Source organism: Streptomyces sp. NPDC101152 (assembly GCF_044768275.1).
In the GTDB taxonomy this organism is placed as follows: Bacteria; Actinomycetota; Actinomycetes; order Streptomycetales; family Streptomycetaceae; genus Streptomyces.
Genome location: NZ_JBIWPO010000088.1, coordinates 1 through 17070, shown reverse-complemented (window position 1 = coordinate 17070; position 17070 = coordinate 1). Strand labels below are relative to the sequence as shown.

General features: G+C 67.5%; 11 protein-coding genes and 5 pseudogenes. 11 read left to right on the top strand and 5 right to left on the bottom strand.

Annotation, left to right across the window (positions count from 1 at the left end):
- Window positions 1-547, top strand: a pseudogene (locus ACIRVK_RS43645) (transposase); the annotation flags it as partial.
- An 897-nt stretch (window positions 548-1444) separates the two neighbouring features.
- On the opposite strand, the pseudogene ACIRVK_RS43640 reads toward ACIRVK_RS43645, so the two are convergent.
- A pseudogene (locus ACIRVK_RS43640) lies at window positions 1445-1684 on the bottom strand (ISAzo13 family transposase); the annotation flags it as partial.
- Between the two features lie 584 nt (window positions 1685-2268).
- On the opposite strand from ACIRVK_RS43640, the gene ltrA reads away from it, so the two are divergent.
- The gene (ltrA, locus tag ACIRVK_RS43635) at window positions 2269-3531 is read left to right on the top strand and encodes a group II intron reverse transcriptase/maturase (protein WP_404257437.1); all 1263 of its coding nucleotides are present in this window, start codon (window positions 2269-2271) and stop codon (window positions 3529-3531) included.
- Between the two features lie 86 nt (window positions 3532-3617).
- Here ltrA and ACIRVK_RS43630 read toward each other — a convergent pair.
- The 3 genes and pseudogenes from ACIRVK_RS43630 to ACIRVK_RS43620 all read right to left on the bottom strand — a co-directional run.
- Window positions 3618-3995, bottom strand: a pseudogene (locus tag ACIRVK_RS43630) (ISAzo13 family transposase); the annotation flags it as partial.
- Between the two features lie 97 nt (window positions 3996-4092).
- A complete protein-coding gene (locus ACIRVK_RS43625; protein WP_404257435.1) occupies window positions 4093-5874 on the bottom strand; it encodes a reverse transcriptase domain-containing protein in 1782 nt (593 codons plus the stop codon).
- Window positions 5875-6414: 540 nt separating this feature from the next.
- Window positions 6415-6999, bottom strand: a pseudogene (locus ACIRVK_RS43620) (ISAzo13 family transposase); the annotation flags it as partial.
- Between ACIRVK_RS43620 and ACIRVK_RS43615 the strand changes: the two are divergent.
- The 6 genes and pseudogenes from ACIRVK_RS43615 to ACIRVK_RS43590 all read left to right on the top strand — a co-directional run.
- Window positions 6989-7414 carry a transketolase-like TK C-terminal-containing protein gene (locus tag ACIRVK_RS43615; RefSeq protein ID WP_404257433.1) on the top strand — a complete coding sequence of 142 codons (426 nt, stop codon included), beginning with the start codon at window positions 6989-6991 and terminating at the stop codon, window positions 7412-7414. The pseudogene ACIRVK_RS43620 and the gene ACIRVK_RS43615 overlap by 11 nt on opposite strands.
- Before the next feature lie 114 nt (window positions 7415-7528).
- Window positions 7529-8932: an alpha/beta hydrolase gene (locus ACIRVK_RS43610; RefSeq protein ID WP_404257431.1), complete on the top strand. Its 1404-nt coding sequence runs from the start codon at window positions 7529-7531 to the stop codon at window positions 8930-8932.
- A complete protein-coding gene (locus tag ACIRVK_RS43605) occupies window positions 8929-10695 on the top strand; it encodes an FAD-dependent oxidoreductase (protein ID WP_404257429.1) in 1767 nt (588 codons plus the stop codon). Before ACIRVK_RS43610 ends, ACIRVK_RS43605 begins: the two co-directional genes overlap by 4 nt.
- Window positions 10696-10701: 6 nt before the next feature.
- Window positions 10702-11589, top strand: a complete 888-nt coding sequence (locus tag ACIRVK_RS43600) for an intradiol ring-cleavage dioxygenase (protein ID WP_404257427.1) — start codon at window positions 10702-10704, stop codon at window positions 11587-11589.
- Window positions 11586-11735, top strand: coding sequence for a hypothetical protein (locus ACIRVK_RS43595; RefSeq protein ID WP_404257425.1), 150 nt, complete (start codon window positions 11586-11588; stop codon window positions 11733-11735). The genes ACIRVK_RS43600 and ACIRVK_RS43595 overlap by 4 nt, the downstream gene beginning before the upstream one ends.
- Before the next feature lie 263 nt (window positions 11736-11998).
- A pseudogene (locus ACIRVK_RS43590) lies at window positions 11999-12493 on the top strand (iron-containing alcohol dehydrogenase); the annotation flags it as partial.
- 120 nt (window positions 12494-12613) lie between these two features.
- Here the strand turns inward: ACIRVK_RS43590 and ACIRVK_RS43585 are convergent.
- A complete protein-coding gene (locus ACIRVK_RS43585) occupies window positions 12614-13519 on the bottom strand; it encodes a LysR family transcriptional regulator (protein ID WP_404257423.1) in 906 nt (301 codons plus the stop codon).
- A 227-nt stretch (window positions 13520-13746) separates the two neighbouring features.
- Between ACIRVK_RS43585 and ACIRVK_RS43580 the strand changes: the two genes are divergently transcribed.
- The 3 genes from ACIRVK_RS43580 to ACIRVK_RS43570 all read left to right on the top strand — a co-directional run.
- A complete protein-coding gene (locus tag ACIRVK_RS43580; protein ID WP_404257421.1) occupies window positions 13747-14988 on the top strand; it encodes an acyl-CoA dehydrogenase family protein in 1242 nt (413 codons plus the stop codon).
- On the top strand, window positions 14985-15557 hold the full coding sequence (locus ACIRVK_RS43575; protein WP_404257419.1) for a flavin reductase family protein: 573 nt from the start codon (window positions 14985-14987) through the stop codon (window positions 15555-15557). Before ACIRVK_RS43580 ends, ACIRVK_RS43575 begins: the two co-directional genes overlap by 4 nt.
- Window positions 15558-15583: 26 nt before the next feature.
- The coding region (locus ACIRVK_RS43570) for a long-chain fatty acid--CoA ligase (protein ID WP_404257417.1) at window positions 15584-17070 on the top strand (1487 nt) is incomplete at its 3' end.

The following is a 17070-nucleotide window of genomic DNA, read 5'->3' as shown; positions in this document are numbered from 1 at the left end:
AGCAGCAGAGTGCCCACCGCTGACCCTCAGCGCGTCAGAAACTGGCCTCGTTCATCCGTACGTGGCTGAGGACGTTCACCTGTACGCCGACACCGTGGTGATGGAGGCATACGTGCATGGTGTCTCGACCCGCTCGGTCGACGACCTGGTCAAAGCACTCGGTGCGGACAGCGGGATCTCCAAGTCCGAGGTCTCCCGCATCTGCGGTGAGCTGGACGCGGAACTGACCGCGTTCAAGGAGCGGCCGCTGGACCACACCGTCTTCCCCTACGTCTACTGCAAGGCGAGGGTGAACCACCGGATCGTCTCCCAGGCCGTGGTCATCGCGACCGGCATCTCCGCCACCGGGCACCGCGAGATCCTCGGGCTGATGGTCGGCGACAGTGAGTCGAAGCCGTTCTGGACGAAGTTCCTGCGCTCGCTGCGAGCCCGCGGCCTGGAGAACGTCCAGCTGGTCATCTCCGACAGCCACAGCGGTCTGGTGGCCGCGATCCGCACCGTCTTCCTCGGCGCGGCCTGGCAAAGGTGCCGGGTTCACTGGACCCGTTAAGAATCAACTCAGCGCATTTGTCGTCGAGATGGAGGTGAGCAGGGATTCGGCTGTGCGGTGTTGGAACGGGGCCGGTGGCAGGTGGAACCTCTCCGCCTCGAGGAGGGGACGGACGTCGCGGAAGGCGTTGCCGATGGTGCTCCGGTTCACTTGGAACAACTCGGCCAGTACTTCGCCGGTGCAGACGCGACGGTGGAACAGGACGGTTGCCAGGACACGTTCCGGATCGGTGATCTTCTGGGCGAACACGCCGCCGCGGGTGCCCGGTTGACGCGGTCTGCCGCGCTGGGTGTGACGGCGTCCCTCGACGAGGGCGGCTTGACGGGGTGCGAGGCGTTCGATGAGTTCCTGCAGGTCCGTGCGGCTCATCCCGGTCAAGGCCGGATCGCAGAGCTCTTCGGGCAGAGACGCACGGCTTCGGGCGGGAAGGGCCCCGGTGTTGAGGAACCCGATCAGTTGGTCCGGCTCGGTGAACAGCAGTGTTGTCGGTTCCACCTTGACCTTGTGGCCGTCCAGGAGGCGACGCGTCTCGGTGATCACCGGGCTGATGACCCGGTCGGTGACCTCCAGCATCTCTGCCAGGACGCGTTGGGGACAGACCTGACGGAGGTAGAGGAGGGTCAGCAGGATGCGGTCGCGGCCGGTGAAGAGGGGCTTGCCGTGGTCGGCGGCCGCCTTGCGACGCGGTCCGCCCCGCTGCTGGAAGCAACGCCGCTCGCGCTGCGCCTCCTGGGCGGAGGCGAGCCGAGCCGTCACATCGTCGAGTTCGGTTGCGCTCATCCCGGTCAGGCGGGGGTCGTCCAGTAGGTCCAGGACTGCTCTGCGTCCCGGCACCGTTGCAGTCGGTCCGCTTCCCGGCGGTGGCGGCTCCGCGGTGGTCAGGGGCGCGGGGTGGAGCGTGTAGTTCCAGCTGCCGCGAGCCTTGTGGGGTTCCAGGGGCAGGGCTTTCATACGGGCCTTGCTGATGGCGACGCCGAGCGGGTAGGAGCGGGTGTCGAGCTCGGCCTGGACGCGCAGCCCGCTGCGGGTGGTGGTGGAGGCGATCGCGTTCACGATGACTTCGTGGCTGGTCAGCGGCCTTCCGCGCCAGTTCATGGTGATGTGGGAGAAGAGTCGGTGCTCGATCTTGTTCCAGTGTGTCCTGAATGCAGAGGGGAATTCGATGTAGGACGAGTTTCTTCAAGCAGTGCTGCGTGACCGATGAAGGATTGGCCCTTCGAAGTCGCCCTGCGGGGGGAGGCTTCAAACCGCCTCATGCTGCGTTAGCCGAAGACTGTCGTGGTGAGCGATGAGGAAAAGGCGCCGTGCAGGCGTCAGGTGGGGATCAGGGAGACGAACGCAAGTGAATCGTTGCTGACGTGTCGAAAAGATTCCGACGACATCAAAACCGGGAAGCTTGGAACCGTCCCGGGATCAGCCTGGCGGGAGCCCGCCGACTGGCCAGGTGGTGTCCGGCATGGAGACGACGTGAACCTGATCTGCCGCGGTCATGTGGAACAGGAGAAGGCGCGTGCCGATACAGCCCGTCCTGGTAGGGGCGGGCGAGAGGGAGCACCCCGAGCGGTTGTGCCGTGAAGGGGCCGAGTACCGATGCGGGACGCGTCGGCGGACCGGCTCGTAGTAGTGGAGAAGCCCCTGTAATGGGGGTGGAGCGAAGGGGCCGGGTCGTTCGTGACTGAGTTGATCGCATCAACCGGACGGTGTCCGGGAGGAGTTCGGTGGACCAGTTGAAGTCGCAGGCCAAGCCGTTTGAGATTTCTAAGTGGGAAGTCAAGGAAGCATGGGAGGAAGTCAGGGCTAACAGGGGAGCACCGGGAGTGGACGGGCAGAGTATCGCCGACTTCGAGAAGGACCTGAAGAACAACCTTTACAAGGTCTGGAATCGGATGTCGTCGGGCTCCTACTTTCCTCCGCCGGTGCGTGCGGTGGCCATTCCTAAGCCGCACGGCGGTGGCGAGAGAATTCTTGGGATTCCCGCTGTCGCTGATCGTGTGGCTCAGACCGTCGTGGCCCGGCATTTGGTGCGGCGGGTGGATCCCATTTTCCATCCGGACAGCTTCGGATACCGGCCCGGACGGTCCGCTTTGGATGCCGTGGAGAAGTGCCGGGAGCGCAGCTGGAAACGGGACTGGGTAGTCGAGTTCGACATCTCCCAGTTCTTCGACAGCGTGCCCTGGGACCTCCTGGTCAAGGCGGTGGAAGCGCATATCGACGCCGTTTGGGTGAAGTTGTATGTGCGGCGGTGGCTTGCTGCCCCGCTCAAGATGCCCGACGGCACCCTGCTGGAACGGGAGTGCGGGACGCCGCAAGGTGCTCCGGTTTCTCCCGTTTTGGCGAACCTGTTCCTGCACTACGCGTTCGACGTCTGGATGGCGCGGGAGTTCCCTGCTGTCTCGTTCGAACGCTATGCGGACGATGCGGTCGTGCACTGCGTCACCGAGCGTCAGGCCCGTCAGGTGCTGGCCGCGCTTTCGGACAGGATGGCCGAGGTCGGGCTGCGTCTGCACCCGGCCAAGACCCGGATCGTGTACTGCCAGGACGGGTTGCGGCGTGGCTCGTACGAGCACACATCGTTCACGTTCCTGGGGTTCACGTTCCAGCAGCGCCAAATGCGGGACAAGAACGGCCGCATCAGGTGGTCGTTCCGCCCCGCGGTCGGCAGGGATGCCCTCAAGCGACTCGGCGAGGAGGTCCGCTCCTGGCGGCTCCACCGGCGGGTCAACCTCACCGTGGAAGAACTCGCGCAGCGGATCAATCCGATCGTCGCGGGCTGGATGCAGTACTACGGCCGGTTCTACCGATCGGCCCTGTATCCACTCCTGATGCGCATCAACGCCTACCTGGTGCGCTGGCTCCGCAACAAGTACAGACGGTTTCGCGCGATGAGGAAGGCCATCGCGGCCTTCCAGAGGGCAGCCAGGCGCCGCCCGGGGATGTTCGCGCAATGGAGGTGGGTCAGTTCCCCCTCCCTGGCCTGGTGATCAGGACGACAAGAGCCGTATGACGAGAGATCGTCACGTACGGATCTGTGGGAGCCGGAGGGTGCGAATCCCTCCGGCTACCCGACCTTCGAGGTGCCGGGCGGAAAGTGGCAGACCGTGATCGCCAGCCCCGTTTCGGCGGCGAGCGCGGCCAGTTCCGCTTTCCAGGCGCGGTAGCGGTAGCTGTTGGAGCCGCCCGCATCTGCGGTGATCAGCAGTCGGGTGGCGGCCGGGTAGTCGAGCTGACCGCGGGCTTGCCACCAGCGGCGGATCGTGGCCACGGCGAAGGCAGAGGTGTTGTGATCGACTCCGACGCTGACCCATCCGGTGTCAGCGGCCAGGTCGTAGACGCCGTAGGGGATTGCGGTCTCGCCCTTGGGCCCGGTGAAGAAGCTGTGATCCTCGACCTGGACCGGCTCGCCCTTGGGCCGCCACTCGCGTCCAGTGTTCGGCAACTGTCCGAGCAATGAGGTAGGCCGTTGGGCGAGGCGTGAGCCCGACCCAGCGGCCCCCTCCCGAACCGGACGTGCTCGCTTTCCGAGCATCACGGCTCTCCAGTGACTACTGCGTGGGTGTCGCGGTTGGTTGTCCACTGTGGATCGCTGCGTGGCATCCGGCGCAGACCACGAGGGTCTTTCTGCGTCGTTTGGCCATGAGCTGGTCCCATGCCGGCTGCGGCTGGCCCGGTCGTTGGAGGTCGGCAAGCTTGGCGACGTGGTGGACGTCCACCGTGCCGTGTTCTCGGCACAATTCGCATCGCGCTGCTTGCAACCGAGTGATCAGTTCCTTTCTTCTGACGTTGACCGGGGGCGGAACGAGGTCCTTGATGACCGCGTTCTTCTTGCGCCGTAGAGGGATACCACCGAACCGTGCAACCAGAGGTGGGCGGCCCTCCCGCTCCACGCTGATCTCGAAGCATCTGCGGGGACCGTGCGGTGTTTCGATGGTGGTCTTGTAGTGGTTCGCCATCTTCGTCACGGTTGAATTGTGCTTGCAGGCCAGCGTTTTGAGCATGGAAGTCTTCATCACCCATTCCAACCGGTTCAGTCGGTAGACATCACCGGCCAGCAGGTAGTACTCCACCAGGCCCCGGAATTCTGCTCCATAGGTCCGGACGATGGTGTGGTCGTCGTCGTTGACCATCTGGGTTCTTCGCTCGGGTTTGCCGCGCTTGAGGTACGGGGCGCACTTGGTCTTGATCACGTCGAGGGGCACACGCAGGCCGATGACTCCGTTGGCGGAGCGCCCCTTGCTGCCGATCTTGTGATCGGCGTGCTGGACAGTGATCTCGTAGCCGAGGAAACGTGCTGCGCCTGTGCGGGCGTGAGTGATGAGCGTCTTCTCTTGCGACAGTTCAAGCTTGAGTTCGTCACGCAGGAACTTTGCAAGTCGCTCTTTGATCTCTTCGGCTTCTGATTTTGGTCCGGTGAAACCGAGGAGGTGGTCATCGCAGTACCGTACATAGCGGAGCCGTCGGAATCCCGGATCTGCGGGGTCCCTGCTCGGCAGGCTGCGTAGTTGTTTGCGCAGGGCGCGTACGGTGACGCGGTCACCCCGTCTGTGGGCGCGTCGGATTGCGAGATCCACCTTGCGGTATTCGGGGTTGAGAACCCTACCTTTCCCTCGGGTGTATTCCGGGCTGAGAACGTCTTCGATGAAACTATCCAGCCGGTGCAGATAGATATTGGAAAGGACAGGAGAAGCAACCCCGCCTTGCGGCGCACCGCTCAGCGTGGCATGCCAAACCCAATCTTCCAGGTATCCGGCTCGGAGCATGTTCTGCAACAACCGCAGGAAACGGTGGTCGTGAATCTTCTCCTCCAGGATGGACAGCAAGATCCCGTGATCGATCGACCCAAAGCAGTCGGCAATGTCGCTCTCGATGAACCAAGTGGTGCCGGTCCATTGATTCGCTACCTCCGACAGGGCGGTATGGCATCCACGGTTAGGTCGGAAGCCATGCGAACGATCCGAGAACTGCGGCTCATAATATGCCTCAAGCAAGAGGCGTATCACCTCGCCGACTAATTTGTCCGACCAGGATGGAAGACCTAACGGCCTTTTCTTCCCATTCTTTTTGGGAATGTAAGTGCGCCGCACGGGCCTGAACCGATAGCGCTCGTAGCGCAGCGCGTCGATGATGCGCCCGATCTTACCCACGGACATGCCGTCGACAGTCTCCCCATCGACTCCGGGAGTTGTTGCCCCCTTATTGGAGTACAAGCGGCCGTAAGCGAGTAAATACAGCTCTGGGTTGAACAGTTGTCGATAAAGACGTTCCAGCGGCAGGCCACGCCTTCCGCGTTCACGCAGGACACCCAGTACCTTTTCGGCTTCTCGCATCACGCGTACCTCATGGCTGTTAAGTGTCCGATCACCTGGCCCCCTTCGACCTGTAGACGGCTCTCCCGTCCTCCCTGGTGGGGCGTTACTCCCACGTCTAATACGGGGCCTCTGTCACCATAGGACACACAGAATGTGCCCCTTAGGCGATCCCACGTTCATCCTTGCCATACGTCATAGAGCGACTTAGGTGCCCCACTCATCTCCTTGAATCCCCTCACTGGGGATCGCTCCGCATCACGGAGGGTGCATCGCATAGGAACCGACTACGATGCATGACGCGGCGCCGGTTTCAGATACCTTTCCGGCGGACGAAAAGTTGCGTCTTCTGGAGATTGGGTTTCAGGCAGTTTAGCTTTCCACCGTATCGCTCGGGCCCCGCGGCACCCCGTTCCTTGTATCTGGACACGACCGCCGCTTCTCTGGCATGCTACTGTCCCCTTTTCCTTTCGGATCCAGGTAAGCCATCAGGCCCAGGAATGTTCCTCCGAATTCCTCCCGGCTTCACCGGGGATATGACAAAGTGCCTCGTGGCGCACTCTCCTTCTTCTTGGCGTCGACACTGATCACCGGCTCGCCCGCGGCCTGGAACTGCTTGACCTGATCGTTGATGTAGTGGAACTGCGAGTCCCGATCCGGATGCTGGTCTCCTTCCAGCGTTTTAGCGTTCGCCTGCAGGCTGAAGCCGTTCTCCCGCAGAAGCCGGCCGACGGTCACCGGCGAGACACGGTGCCCTCGCCTCGTGAGCTCCGCCGTGAGACGCCGCAGTGACTTCGTCGTCCAGCGCAGCGGCGATATCGGATCGCCGCGCTCGTCCGGCTCGACCAGACTCAACAGGGCGGGCAGCAGCCCCGGATCCAGCTCGGTCGCGGTCTTGCGTCCGCCGCCCGGCCTGCGGATCCGACCTTCCGCCAGGCCCTCGCCGCCCGCCTCCAACTCGAAGACACCCTTGCGTACGGTGCTCTCGCTCGCGCCGGCGATCCTGGCCACGGCCCGCACCCCGTCGTGGCCCAGCAATCTCGCCTCGGTCGCGAGCGCGAGTCGACGCTGCCGCTCGTTCAGGTGGGGCAGCAACACCTCAAATCGAACGGCGAGTTGAGCCAGCACCGCGTCCTTGATCGCCATACCAGGTCAACGAGGCGGGACTCAGGAAGCAACACCTTGTTCGCGTACGGGTCCGCTCGTACCGGAGGCCCTCGCAGCCGCCGACCGCCTGGACCAGAGCGGCATCCGGGCTGACCTCATCTGCATCACCAGCCCCGACCTCCTCTACCGCGCCGTGCGTGCCCGCCAGGGCCAGGACCCGGCCGACCACTGGATCCTTGACGAGGTGTTTCCCGCCGACAGGGCGACACCCCTGGTCACGATCCTGGACGGTCACCCGCACTCGCTGGCCTTCCTCGCCACGATCAACCAGGTCCCGACCACAGCACTTGGCGTCACCCGCTTCGGGCAGTCCGGCTCCTTGGACGAGGTCTACCGGTACCACCACCTTGACACCGAAAGCATGGTCGGGGCCGCACTGGACCTGGTCGATTAGCCCCGCCCCGTTCAACTCAAGCCCGATCGTCGGGGGTGTGGGCGCGGAGCCGGCCGCCGGTGAGGTCGAACTGGCGGGTAGTCCTGCTCCAGGTCTGCCTCTCGCGGCTCGGTCGTGTTGTCTCGCCGAGTCGACGACGTCGCGAGCGATTGGGTCGGCACCGGCAGCTTCCACCTGACCGGCCTCTCCGACCGCGACCCGCAGCACAAACTGCCGGTCGTCGAGCAGCTGGAGGCCGCGCTCTACACCGACGCCCTGGTCACCCTCGCCGCCACGCGCACCTTGCCGGTGAAGCAGCCGCCCTGGGGGACGCTGATGAGCGCCATGCATCACGGCGTCCCCAACCGGCATTGGACCGCCCCGGAGCCGGTCGCCAATAGTGCTGGGCATGGGCGCAGACGCCGTGACGGAGGTTCGCCGATGACCAGCTCCCCACCACCCGGAACCGCCGAGCCGGCCCGTGCCGCCTCGTCGTTGACGATCAGCGAGCAAGGCGCGTTCTGGGTCGGTGTCGGGCGCAAGCCGACCGAGGCCGGGACGGCCGCCGAGGCCGCAATGTACGTCCAGTACCAGATCCCGGCCGATCTCCGGTATCCGCTGCCTGTGGTGATGGTCCACGGGGGCGGCGGCCAGGGCACGGACTACCTGTCGACGCCGGACGGGCGCCCCGGTTGGGCCACCCGGTTCCTCCAGGCCGGTTACGCCGTGTACGTGGTCGACCGTCCGGGGCACGGGCGCTCCCCGTACCACCCTGATGTCCTCGGGCCCGTCGAGGGCGCGGCGCCGACGTACGAGTTCATCCGCTGGTTGTTCTGCGACGGGGCAGGACGACCTGGCAGCCAGTGGCCCGGCAGCGGCGAGGTCGGCGACGACTCCGCGCTGGACCAGTTGATGGCGAGCCAGGGCCCGCCGCTGCCCACCTTCGCCGAGAACGAGGAGCAGATGCGGCGCTGCGGGGCCGAGTTGCTGGACCGTATCGGACCGGCCGTGCTGATCACCCACTCCATGGGGGCGCCGTTCGGCTGGCTGGTCGCCGATGCCCGGCCCGGGCTGGTGAAGGCCGTTGTCTCCGTCGAGCCGATCGGGCCGCCGTTCGTCGAACTGCCCGGCCTCGGAAGGCTGGAGTGGGGGCTCACGGCGGCCCCGATCACTTACGAGCCGCCGGCGCGGACCCCGGAGGAACTGCGCCTTGGGCTGCGCGAGGCGGGGGGCGACGGGCTGCAGGACTGTCTCGTCCAGGACGAACAGGCCGGTCCCGTGCGGTCCCTGCCGGGGCTCCAGGGCTTCCCGATCGCCGTGGTCGCGGCCGACACCTCGCCGTTCGCGGCGTTCCAGCACGGTGTCGCCGACTACCTCGTCCAGGCCGGTGCGGACGCTGAGTTGCTGCGCCTGGCGGACCTGGGGCTCACGGGCAACGGGCACCTGCCCATGGGCGAGAAGAACTCCGACGACGTGGCCGAGGCACTGATGGCCTGGCTGAACAAGCGACTGGCGGATGGGGAGGAAACGTACCGATGACAACCGTGCCGACCGTGCCGAGCGTCGAGACCGAGGTGCTCATCGTGGGCAGCGGGCCCGCGGGAGCGAGCGCGGCACTGGCGCTGAGCACCTATGGCGTGCCGAACGTCATGGTCACCCGCTACTCCCGCCTCGCGGACACGCCCCGGGCGCACATCACCAACCAGCGCACCATGGAAGTGCTGCGTGACCTGGGTGTCGAAGAGGATGTGATCGCCCAGGCCACCCCGCAGTATCTGATGGGCAACACCGTCTTCTGCACCGCCATCGCGGGCGAGGAGCTCGGCCGGCTGAGGTCCTGGGGCAACGAACCGCTCGTGCAGGCCGCGCACGAGCTGGCGAGCCCCACCCGGATGTGCGACATGCCGCAGCACCTCATGGAGCCGGTGCTCGTGAACGGGGCCATAGCGCGCGGAAGCCAATTGCGGTTCGGCACCGAGTATGTGTCGCACGAGCAGGACGCCGACGGCGTGACCGCCCTGGTCCGCGACCGGCTGCGCGGCGACAGGTACACCATCCGTGCCAAGTACCTGATCGGCGCGGACGGCGGCCGCAGCAAGGTGGCCGAGGACGCCGGACTGCCGATGGGCGGCCAGATGGGCGTGGCCGGCAGCATCAACATCGTCTTCGACGCGGACCTCAGCAAGTACGTGGCGCACCGACCCGCCACCCTCTACTGGGTGCTGGCGCCCGGCGCGACCGTGGGCGGCATCGGCGCCGGCCTGGTGCGCTGCGTACGGACGTGGAACGAGTGGCTGATCGTGTGGGGCTACGACGTCGACGCCGGGCCGCCGGACCTCACCGAGGAGTACGCCCTGTCCGTCGTCCGCAAGCTGATCGGCGACGACGAGATCCCGGTGACCATCAAGTCGTCCTCCGCGTGGACGGTCAACGAGATGTACGCCGAGACGTACTCCAGCGGCCGGGTGTTCTGCGCGGGCGACGCCTGCCACCGGCACCCACCGTCCAACGGGCTGGGCTCCAACACCTCCATCCAGGACTCCTACAACCTGGCATGGAAGCTGAAGCTCGTCCTGGACGGCACCGCGTCCCCGTCCCTGCTGGACACCTACAGTGACGAGCGGGCACCGGTCGGCAAGCAGGTCGTCACCCGGGCCAACCAGTCCATCGGTGAGACGGCACCCGTCTTCGAGGCGCTCGGCGGCCTGGCGCCGCAGACCCCCGAGCAGCTGTGGCGGAACATCGCCGCCCGCAAGGACGCCACTACGGAGGCCGAGGAGCAGCGGGCGCGGCTGCGGGAGGCGATCGCCTTCAAGGCGTACGAGTTCAACGCCCACGGCGTGGACCTCAACCAGCGCTACACCTCCGCCGCGATCGTCCCGGACGGCACCGAGGACCCCGGCTTCGCACGCGACCCCGAGCTGCACTTCCAGCCGAGCACCCGCCCCGGCGCCAAGCTCCCGCACGCCTGGCTCGACGCGGGCACCCGCAATCTGTCCACCCTGGACCTGGGCGGGAACGGCCGGTTCACCCTGATCACCGGCATCGGTGGCGAGCCCTGGACGGAGGCCGCCCGCATCCTCGGCAAGGAGTTCGGCCTGGAGATCGCCACGGCGGTCATCGGCCCCGGCCAGGAGCACGAGGACCCGTACGGGGACTGGGCCCGGCTGCGGGAGATCGGCGACTCGGGCGCGCTGCTGGTGCGGCCGGACAACCACGTGGCCTTCCGCCGCCAGGACGCCACCGGTGACGTCACGGCGGCACTGCGGGACGCGCTGCGGCAGATCCTCGGGCGGGGCTGAGCGGCCATGGACCTCACGGCGAAGACCGCGAAGCCCGCGGAGACCGAGACGACGACGGCGGTGCTGGAAAGCTTCGCCCACACCTCCGATCCCCGACTGCGCGAGGTGCTGGCCTCCCTGACGCGTCACCTGCACGATTTCGTACGGGACATCGAGCCGACCCAGGCCGAGTGGGAGCGGGCGATCGACTTCCTCACCGCAACCGGGCACATGTGCGACGACACCCGGCAGGAGTTCATCCTGCTGTCGGACGTCCTGGGTGTGTCGATGCTCGTCGAGACGATCAACGACCACAAGGCGGCCGCCGCGACCGACTCGACGGTGCTCGGCCCCTTCCACATGACCGTGTCCCCGGTCCGTGAACTCGGGGCGAACATCGATCTGGTCGGCGGCGGCGAGCCGTGTGTGATCAGCGGACGGGTCGTCTCCGTCGACGGCACCCCGCTGCCCGGTGCGACGCTGGACGTGTGGCAGGCCGACGACCAGGGCTTCTACGACGTCCAGCAGCCGGAGAAGCAGCCGCCGGGCAATGGGCGCGGGCTGTTCACGGCGGACGCGGAGGGGCGGTTCTGGTTCCGCTCGTGCGTTCCGAGCCCGTATCCGATTCCGACGGACGGGCCGGTCGGCTCGCTGCTGGAGGCGACCGGCCGTCACCCCTACCGTCCGGCCCATGTCCACTTCATCGTGGGCGCCGAGGGGTACAGCCCGGTGACGACGCACATCTTCGTGGCGGGCAGCGACTATCTGGAGTCGGACGCGGTCTTCGCCGTGAAGGAGAGCCTGGTCGAGGAGTTCGTCGAGGTGGACTCCCCCGCGGAGGCCGCGGAGTTGGGCCTGGCCAACCCCTTCCGCCGAGCACGCTTCGACATCGTGCTGCAACCGGTGATCGCGTGAGGGAACGCGCCCTGGACTTCACCCATCAGGCACAGCCGATGCGCGTCCTCTTCCGGTCGGGTGCCGTCCCGGACGCGGTGCCCGACGAGGTCGCGCTTCTCGCCCTGCACCGCGTCCTCGTGCTGTGCGACGACCATGGCCTGTGACGCACGTCCCGGTGGAGGTCGCCGACCTGGCCGTCGAAGCGGCTCGCGAAACCCGGCCGACGGCTGCGTGGCGGTCGGCGGCGGTTCCGTGACCGGCCTGGCCAAGGCCGTCGCGCTCAGGACCGTCCCGACGACGTACGCCGGATCGGAGAGGACACCCGTCTGGGGCCCGACCGAGGGCGCGGTCAAACGCACCGGGCGCGACCCGAGACCCGAAGGCGTTGCCGCGCAGCGTCGTGCACGACCCGCTGCCCACGCTCACCATGCCGCCCTTTGGGTCCATGCCGCCCGTGGGGTGCGCGACGAGCGGCATGGACGCGATCGCGCACGCCGTCGAGGCGCTGTACGCCCCGGACTCCACTCCGATCGTCTCCCTCATGGCGGAGGAGGGTGTGCGGGCGCTGGCCGCGGCCCTTCCCGAGATCGTCGCCGACCCCTCGGGGCATGACGCCCGCAGCCGCGCGCTGTACGGGGCGTGGCTGTGCGGTGCCTGTCTCGGCGCTACCACCATGGGGCTGCACCACAAGCGCTGCCATGTGCTCGGCGGCACCTTCGACCTGCCGCACGCCGAGACACACGCCGTCGTCCTGCCCCATGTGCTGGCCTTCAACGCGCCGGCGGTTCCCGACGCACTGGCGGCGCTGCGCCGGGCGCTCGATGTCCCGGATCCGGTACGGGAGTTGCACCAGCTGGGCGAGCGGCTGGGCATCCCTCGATCGCTCGCCGACCTGGGCCTGACCGCCGCCGACGTGGACCGTGCGGTCGACGTCGCTCTCGGGGCGCCGTACGCGAATCCCCGCCCGGCCTCCGCCGACGAGCTGCGCGCCGTCCTGCACGCGGCCTGGGCGGGCGAGCCGCCGTACGGCGGCTGCCCCCTCCTACCGGGAGATCTCGGCGTACGGAACGCCGGGCGCACGTCGGGCCACCCGGCGTGCGACCTCGGCGAACGCCGGGGCGGCGGGCGAGTGGCCCGTCCTCGGATAGGCGACCGCGGCCACAGCGTGGAGGGGCTCTTTCGGAGCGACGGTCTCCACTCCCGGGTGGTGCGGGAACATCCGGGCGCCCGACAGCGGCATCAGTCCCACCATGTGCTGGTAGGCGATCTTCGAGGTCATGTCCAGGACCGAACGAGCGTGGGAGCCGACCGTCGGGGCGTCGTGGTCCCCGTGACGTCCCCCCACCCACCAGCCGTCGCCCGGGTGGGGGGTGACCCAGGGCTGGTCGTAGACCTCGGTCATGTCCACCGCGGCGGCCGAGGCCAGCGGATGCCCCTTCCACAGCGCGAGGGAAACGGGCTCGGTGAAGATCGGCACGCGGGTCAGGCCCGGCATGTCGACGTTCAGGCACATCAGCGCCACGTCCCACTCGCCGGCCAGCAGCGGGGCCTGCCCCTGGTGGAAGTCCGCTTCGTGCACCCGGATCGTGGCTCTGGGATACCGCTCGCAGAACGCCTCGATGACCGGATGCGTCAGCTCCGCGAGAGCCACCCCGTAGAGCGCGACCCGCACCTCGTCCCGTCGCCTGGCCTTGATGGCGTCCGCGGCGGCGGCGAGCCGGTCGGCGTCGGCCAGCACTTCGCCCGCCCGTTCGAGCAGTTCCGCGCCGTCGGAGGTGAGCGCCACATGCCGCTTGTCGCGGTCGAACAGCTGGACGCCCAGCTCACGTTCGAGGGCGGCGATCGATCGCGTCAGCGCGGGCTGGGTGAGGTGCAGACGCTCGGCGGCAACCCGGTAGTTCAAGGTCTCGGCGAGCGCCGAAAAATGGCGCAGACTCCGGAGTTCCACTGAGCCCTCCAGAAAGGCGAAGTCCACCGCGTCGTGGTGCGCGCCAGGTTACAGCGCGCTTCCCCGCACGTCACCAGGCAGAAATGTGCGGCATTCCCGTCCCCTCTCCGACCTGCTGTGATGCACGGCACTCATCAAGCCCGCAGTCACCGGCATTGGACGGTCCTTCGCTGCGCTGCCAACACTCCCCTCAGGCCAACCCAGAACAGCAGCGGATGGGGTGCGAATTGTCCGAGACAACCGAGACAGCCGAGAAAATCATCGAGATTCCGCAGCCGGAGCCGGACCTGACACCGGAGGAACTGGTGCGCCGGGCCGCCGGCATGAGGGCCTGGCTCCGGGACCATCAGGACGAGACCGAACAGCGGACCGGTATCTCCGAGGACACGCACAAGGCGTTCCTGGAGGCGGGTTTCTACCGGTCCCTCCAGCCACGCCGCTTCGGCGGCTACGAGTTCGACCTGCGGACCTACTCCCGGATGGTCACCGAGGTGGCCCGCGGCTGCCCGTCCAGCGGCTGGAACCTGTGTCTGGCCGCCTCTCACAGCCTGGTGGTGGCCGGCCGCTTCCCCGCGAGCACCCAGCGCGAGGTGTTCGGGCCGGACGGTGACTTCCGGGCCCCGCTGCCGATCGCCCCGAGCGCCACCGCGACGAGGGCCCCCGACGGGTACCTGGTCAACGGCCGCTGGGACTACTCCTCCGGAGTCAACGTCTCCACGCACTTCCTGGGTGGCGTGCTCATCATCGATGAAGAGGGCGGCATGCCCACGCCGGGCCTGGTGCTCGTGCCCTCCGGCTGGCGGATGCTCGACAACTGGGGCGAGATCCTGGGCTTCCGCGGCAGCGGCTCCAACAGCGTCGTGGCCGAGGACGTCCTCGTACCGTACGAGTACGTGTCCAGGACCCACCTCCTGGCGAACGACGCCACCGACGGGCCGGGTGTGGAACTGCACGGCAACCCGATGTACGCGGGCCGGCTGATGTCGTTCTTCAACATCCAGCTGTGTTCGATCGTGGCGGGCACCGCCTGGGCCGCGGTCGACGAGTACCAGCGGATCATCACCACCAAGAACAGCCCGCTGCCGCCCTTCAAGCCGCGCAGCCACGATCCGGAACACCAGCGCAACCTCGGCCTGGCCACGGCCCTGGCCGACAGCGCGCAGCGGATCATCCTGTCGGTCACCGACGACTACACCGCCTACGCGGCCCGGGGCCTGGCAGGGGGCGAGCCCTTCTCCGAACTGGACGACCAGGCCCTCTCCCTCACGGCCCGGCAGTCCGGCCAACTCGCCTGCCAGGCCGTCGAGATGCTGGCCTCGGCCAGTGGCTCCAGCGCGCTGGCGAACGGCGAGCGCATGCAGCGGTACCTGCGCGACGTCGCCACGTACAAGACGCACATCAACGCCCAGCACAGTTGGTGGGCCACGGGATACGCCCGCTCTCTGGTCGGCGTGGAGAACCCGGCGTGAACCGGTCGACGTCCGCAGCGACGACGCCCGGCGGCGGGCCGGCGGAGGACCTGGGTCGGTTCCGGCACGTGCTCGGCCACTACCCGACGGGTGTCACGGTGGTCACCGCGAAGGAACCCGACGGCACCCCGGTCGGCATGGTCATCGGCTCGTTCACCTCGGTGTCCCTCGACCCCCCGCTCGTCGCGTTCTTCCCCGGCCGCTCCTCCACCACCTGGCCAAGGATCATGGCCGGCGGCGCCTTCTGCGTGAACGTGCTGGCCGCCGGCCAGGAGGGCCTCTGCCGGGATGTCAGCGCCAAGGCCCCCGCCGTCTTCGACCGCCACCCGTGGCGCGGCGCGCCCTCGGGCAGCCCCGTCCTGGCGGGCGTCGCCGCCTGGATCGACTGCGACATCGCCGACGTGTGGACCCTCGGCGACCACTACTTCGTCCTCGGCCGCGTCCGGGAACTCGGGGTGGAGAAGACCGGCGCCGCACCGCTGGTCTTCTCTCAGGGGCGGCTCGCCCCGCTGCCGCCCCGCCGGGACCACGACGACTCGGCCGACTACACATGGCCCGACTGGCTCTGAGAACTCTGAGAGAAGAGAGACGCACCATGCGCAATCAAGGGCTCGGCTCGTGGCCCGCGCGGCGTGCCCGCATGGCACCGGAGGCCACCGCCGTCGTGCACGACGGTGGATCCCTGTCCTACGGAGAGCTGGCCGCGCGCGTGACGCGGCTCACGCACGCCCTGCGTGCCCTGGGGGTCGGCCACGGCGACCGGGTCGCCTACCTCGGCGCGAACCATCCGGCCCTGACGGAAACCCTGTTCGCCGCGAACGCGCTGGGCGCCGTCTTCGTACCGCTCAACACCCGCCTCGCGGCACCCGAGTTGGCCTTCATCCTGGGCGACTCGGGAGCGTCGGTGCTGGTGTTCGCGGCCAAACTCACCGACATCGTCGACGCGTTCAGGGACGACGTCGAGGTGAAGCACTACGTCGAGGTGGGGCGCCCTTACGAGGAGCTGCTCGCGAGCGCACCGGACAACCCCCTGGACGAGACGGTCGGCCTCGACGAGGTGTGCATGATCCAGTACACCTCTGGCACCAGCGGCCGTCCCAAGGGGGTCATGCTCACCCACGCCAACATCGCCTGGAACTGCTTCAACATGCTGCTGGACGTGGACATCGCCTCCGACGACGTGGCTCTGGTGGTGGCACCGATGTTCCACACCGCCGCCCTCAACGCCGTCTTCCTGCCGGGCTTCCTCAAAGGAGGGACGTCGGTGCTGATGAGCGGTTTCGATCCGGACCGGGTTCTCGACGTCATCGCCGAGCATCGGGTGACGAGGATGTTCGGCGTACCCGCGATGTACCAGGCCATGGCCCGGTCGTCGCGGTGGGCGACGGCCGACCTGTCCTCGATCCGGATCCTGCAGTGCGCGGCGGCACCCGTACCCAAGGCCCTCATCCACACATACCAGGACCGTGGCCTGACCTTCCTCCAGGCATACGGCCTGACCGAAACCGCCCCCGCCGCACTGGGCCTGCGCGCACGGGACAGCATCCGCAAGGCCGGCTCGGCCGGCACGCCCTGCTTCTTCACCGACGTACGTGTGGTGCGGCCCGACCTCACCGATGTCGCATCGGGCGAGGTCGGCGAGGTGATCATCGAGGGCCTCAACGTGATGAAGGGCTACTGGCAGTGGCCCGAAGCAACCAAGGACGCCTTCGTCGAAGGAAGCTGGTTCCGCTCCGGGGATGCGGCCTCCGTCGACGAGGAGGGGTACGTGACGATCGTCGACCGGATCAAGGACATGTACATCTCCGGCGGAGAGAACGTCTACCCCGCAGAGGTCGAGCAACTCCTCCACCAGCATCCCGCGGTCGCCGAATGCGCGGTGATCGGCGTACCCGACGAACGATGGGGCGAGGTCGGCAGAGCGCTGGTCGTGCCCCGCGCGGGCGCCGAGGTGTCGCCCGACGACATCATGAACTCCCTGTCTGGCCGACTCGCCAAGTACAAGCTCCCCAAGTCGGTCGTCCTCGTCGACGCCCTTCCAATAAAATCCACCGGCATGTTCCTGAAGGCCCGACTTCGAAG

What these genes read in the sequence shown, in the direction of transcription:
- ACIRVK_RS43625 (WP_404257435.1), bottom strand. Translation starts at nt 5,874, where the DNA reads ATGCGAGAAGCCGAAAAGGTACTGGGTGTCCTGCGTGAACGCGGAAGG.
- ACIRVK_RS43605 (WP_404257429.1), top strand. Translation starts at nt 8,929, where the DNA reads ATGACAACCGTGCCGACCGTGCCGAGCGTCGAGACCGAGGTGCTCATC.
- ACIRVK_RS43600 (WP_404257427.1), top strand. Translation starts at nt 10,702, where the DNA reads ATGGACCTCACGGCGAAGACCGCGAAGCCCGCGGAGACCGAGACGACG.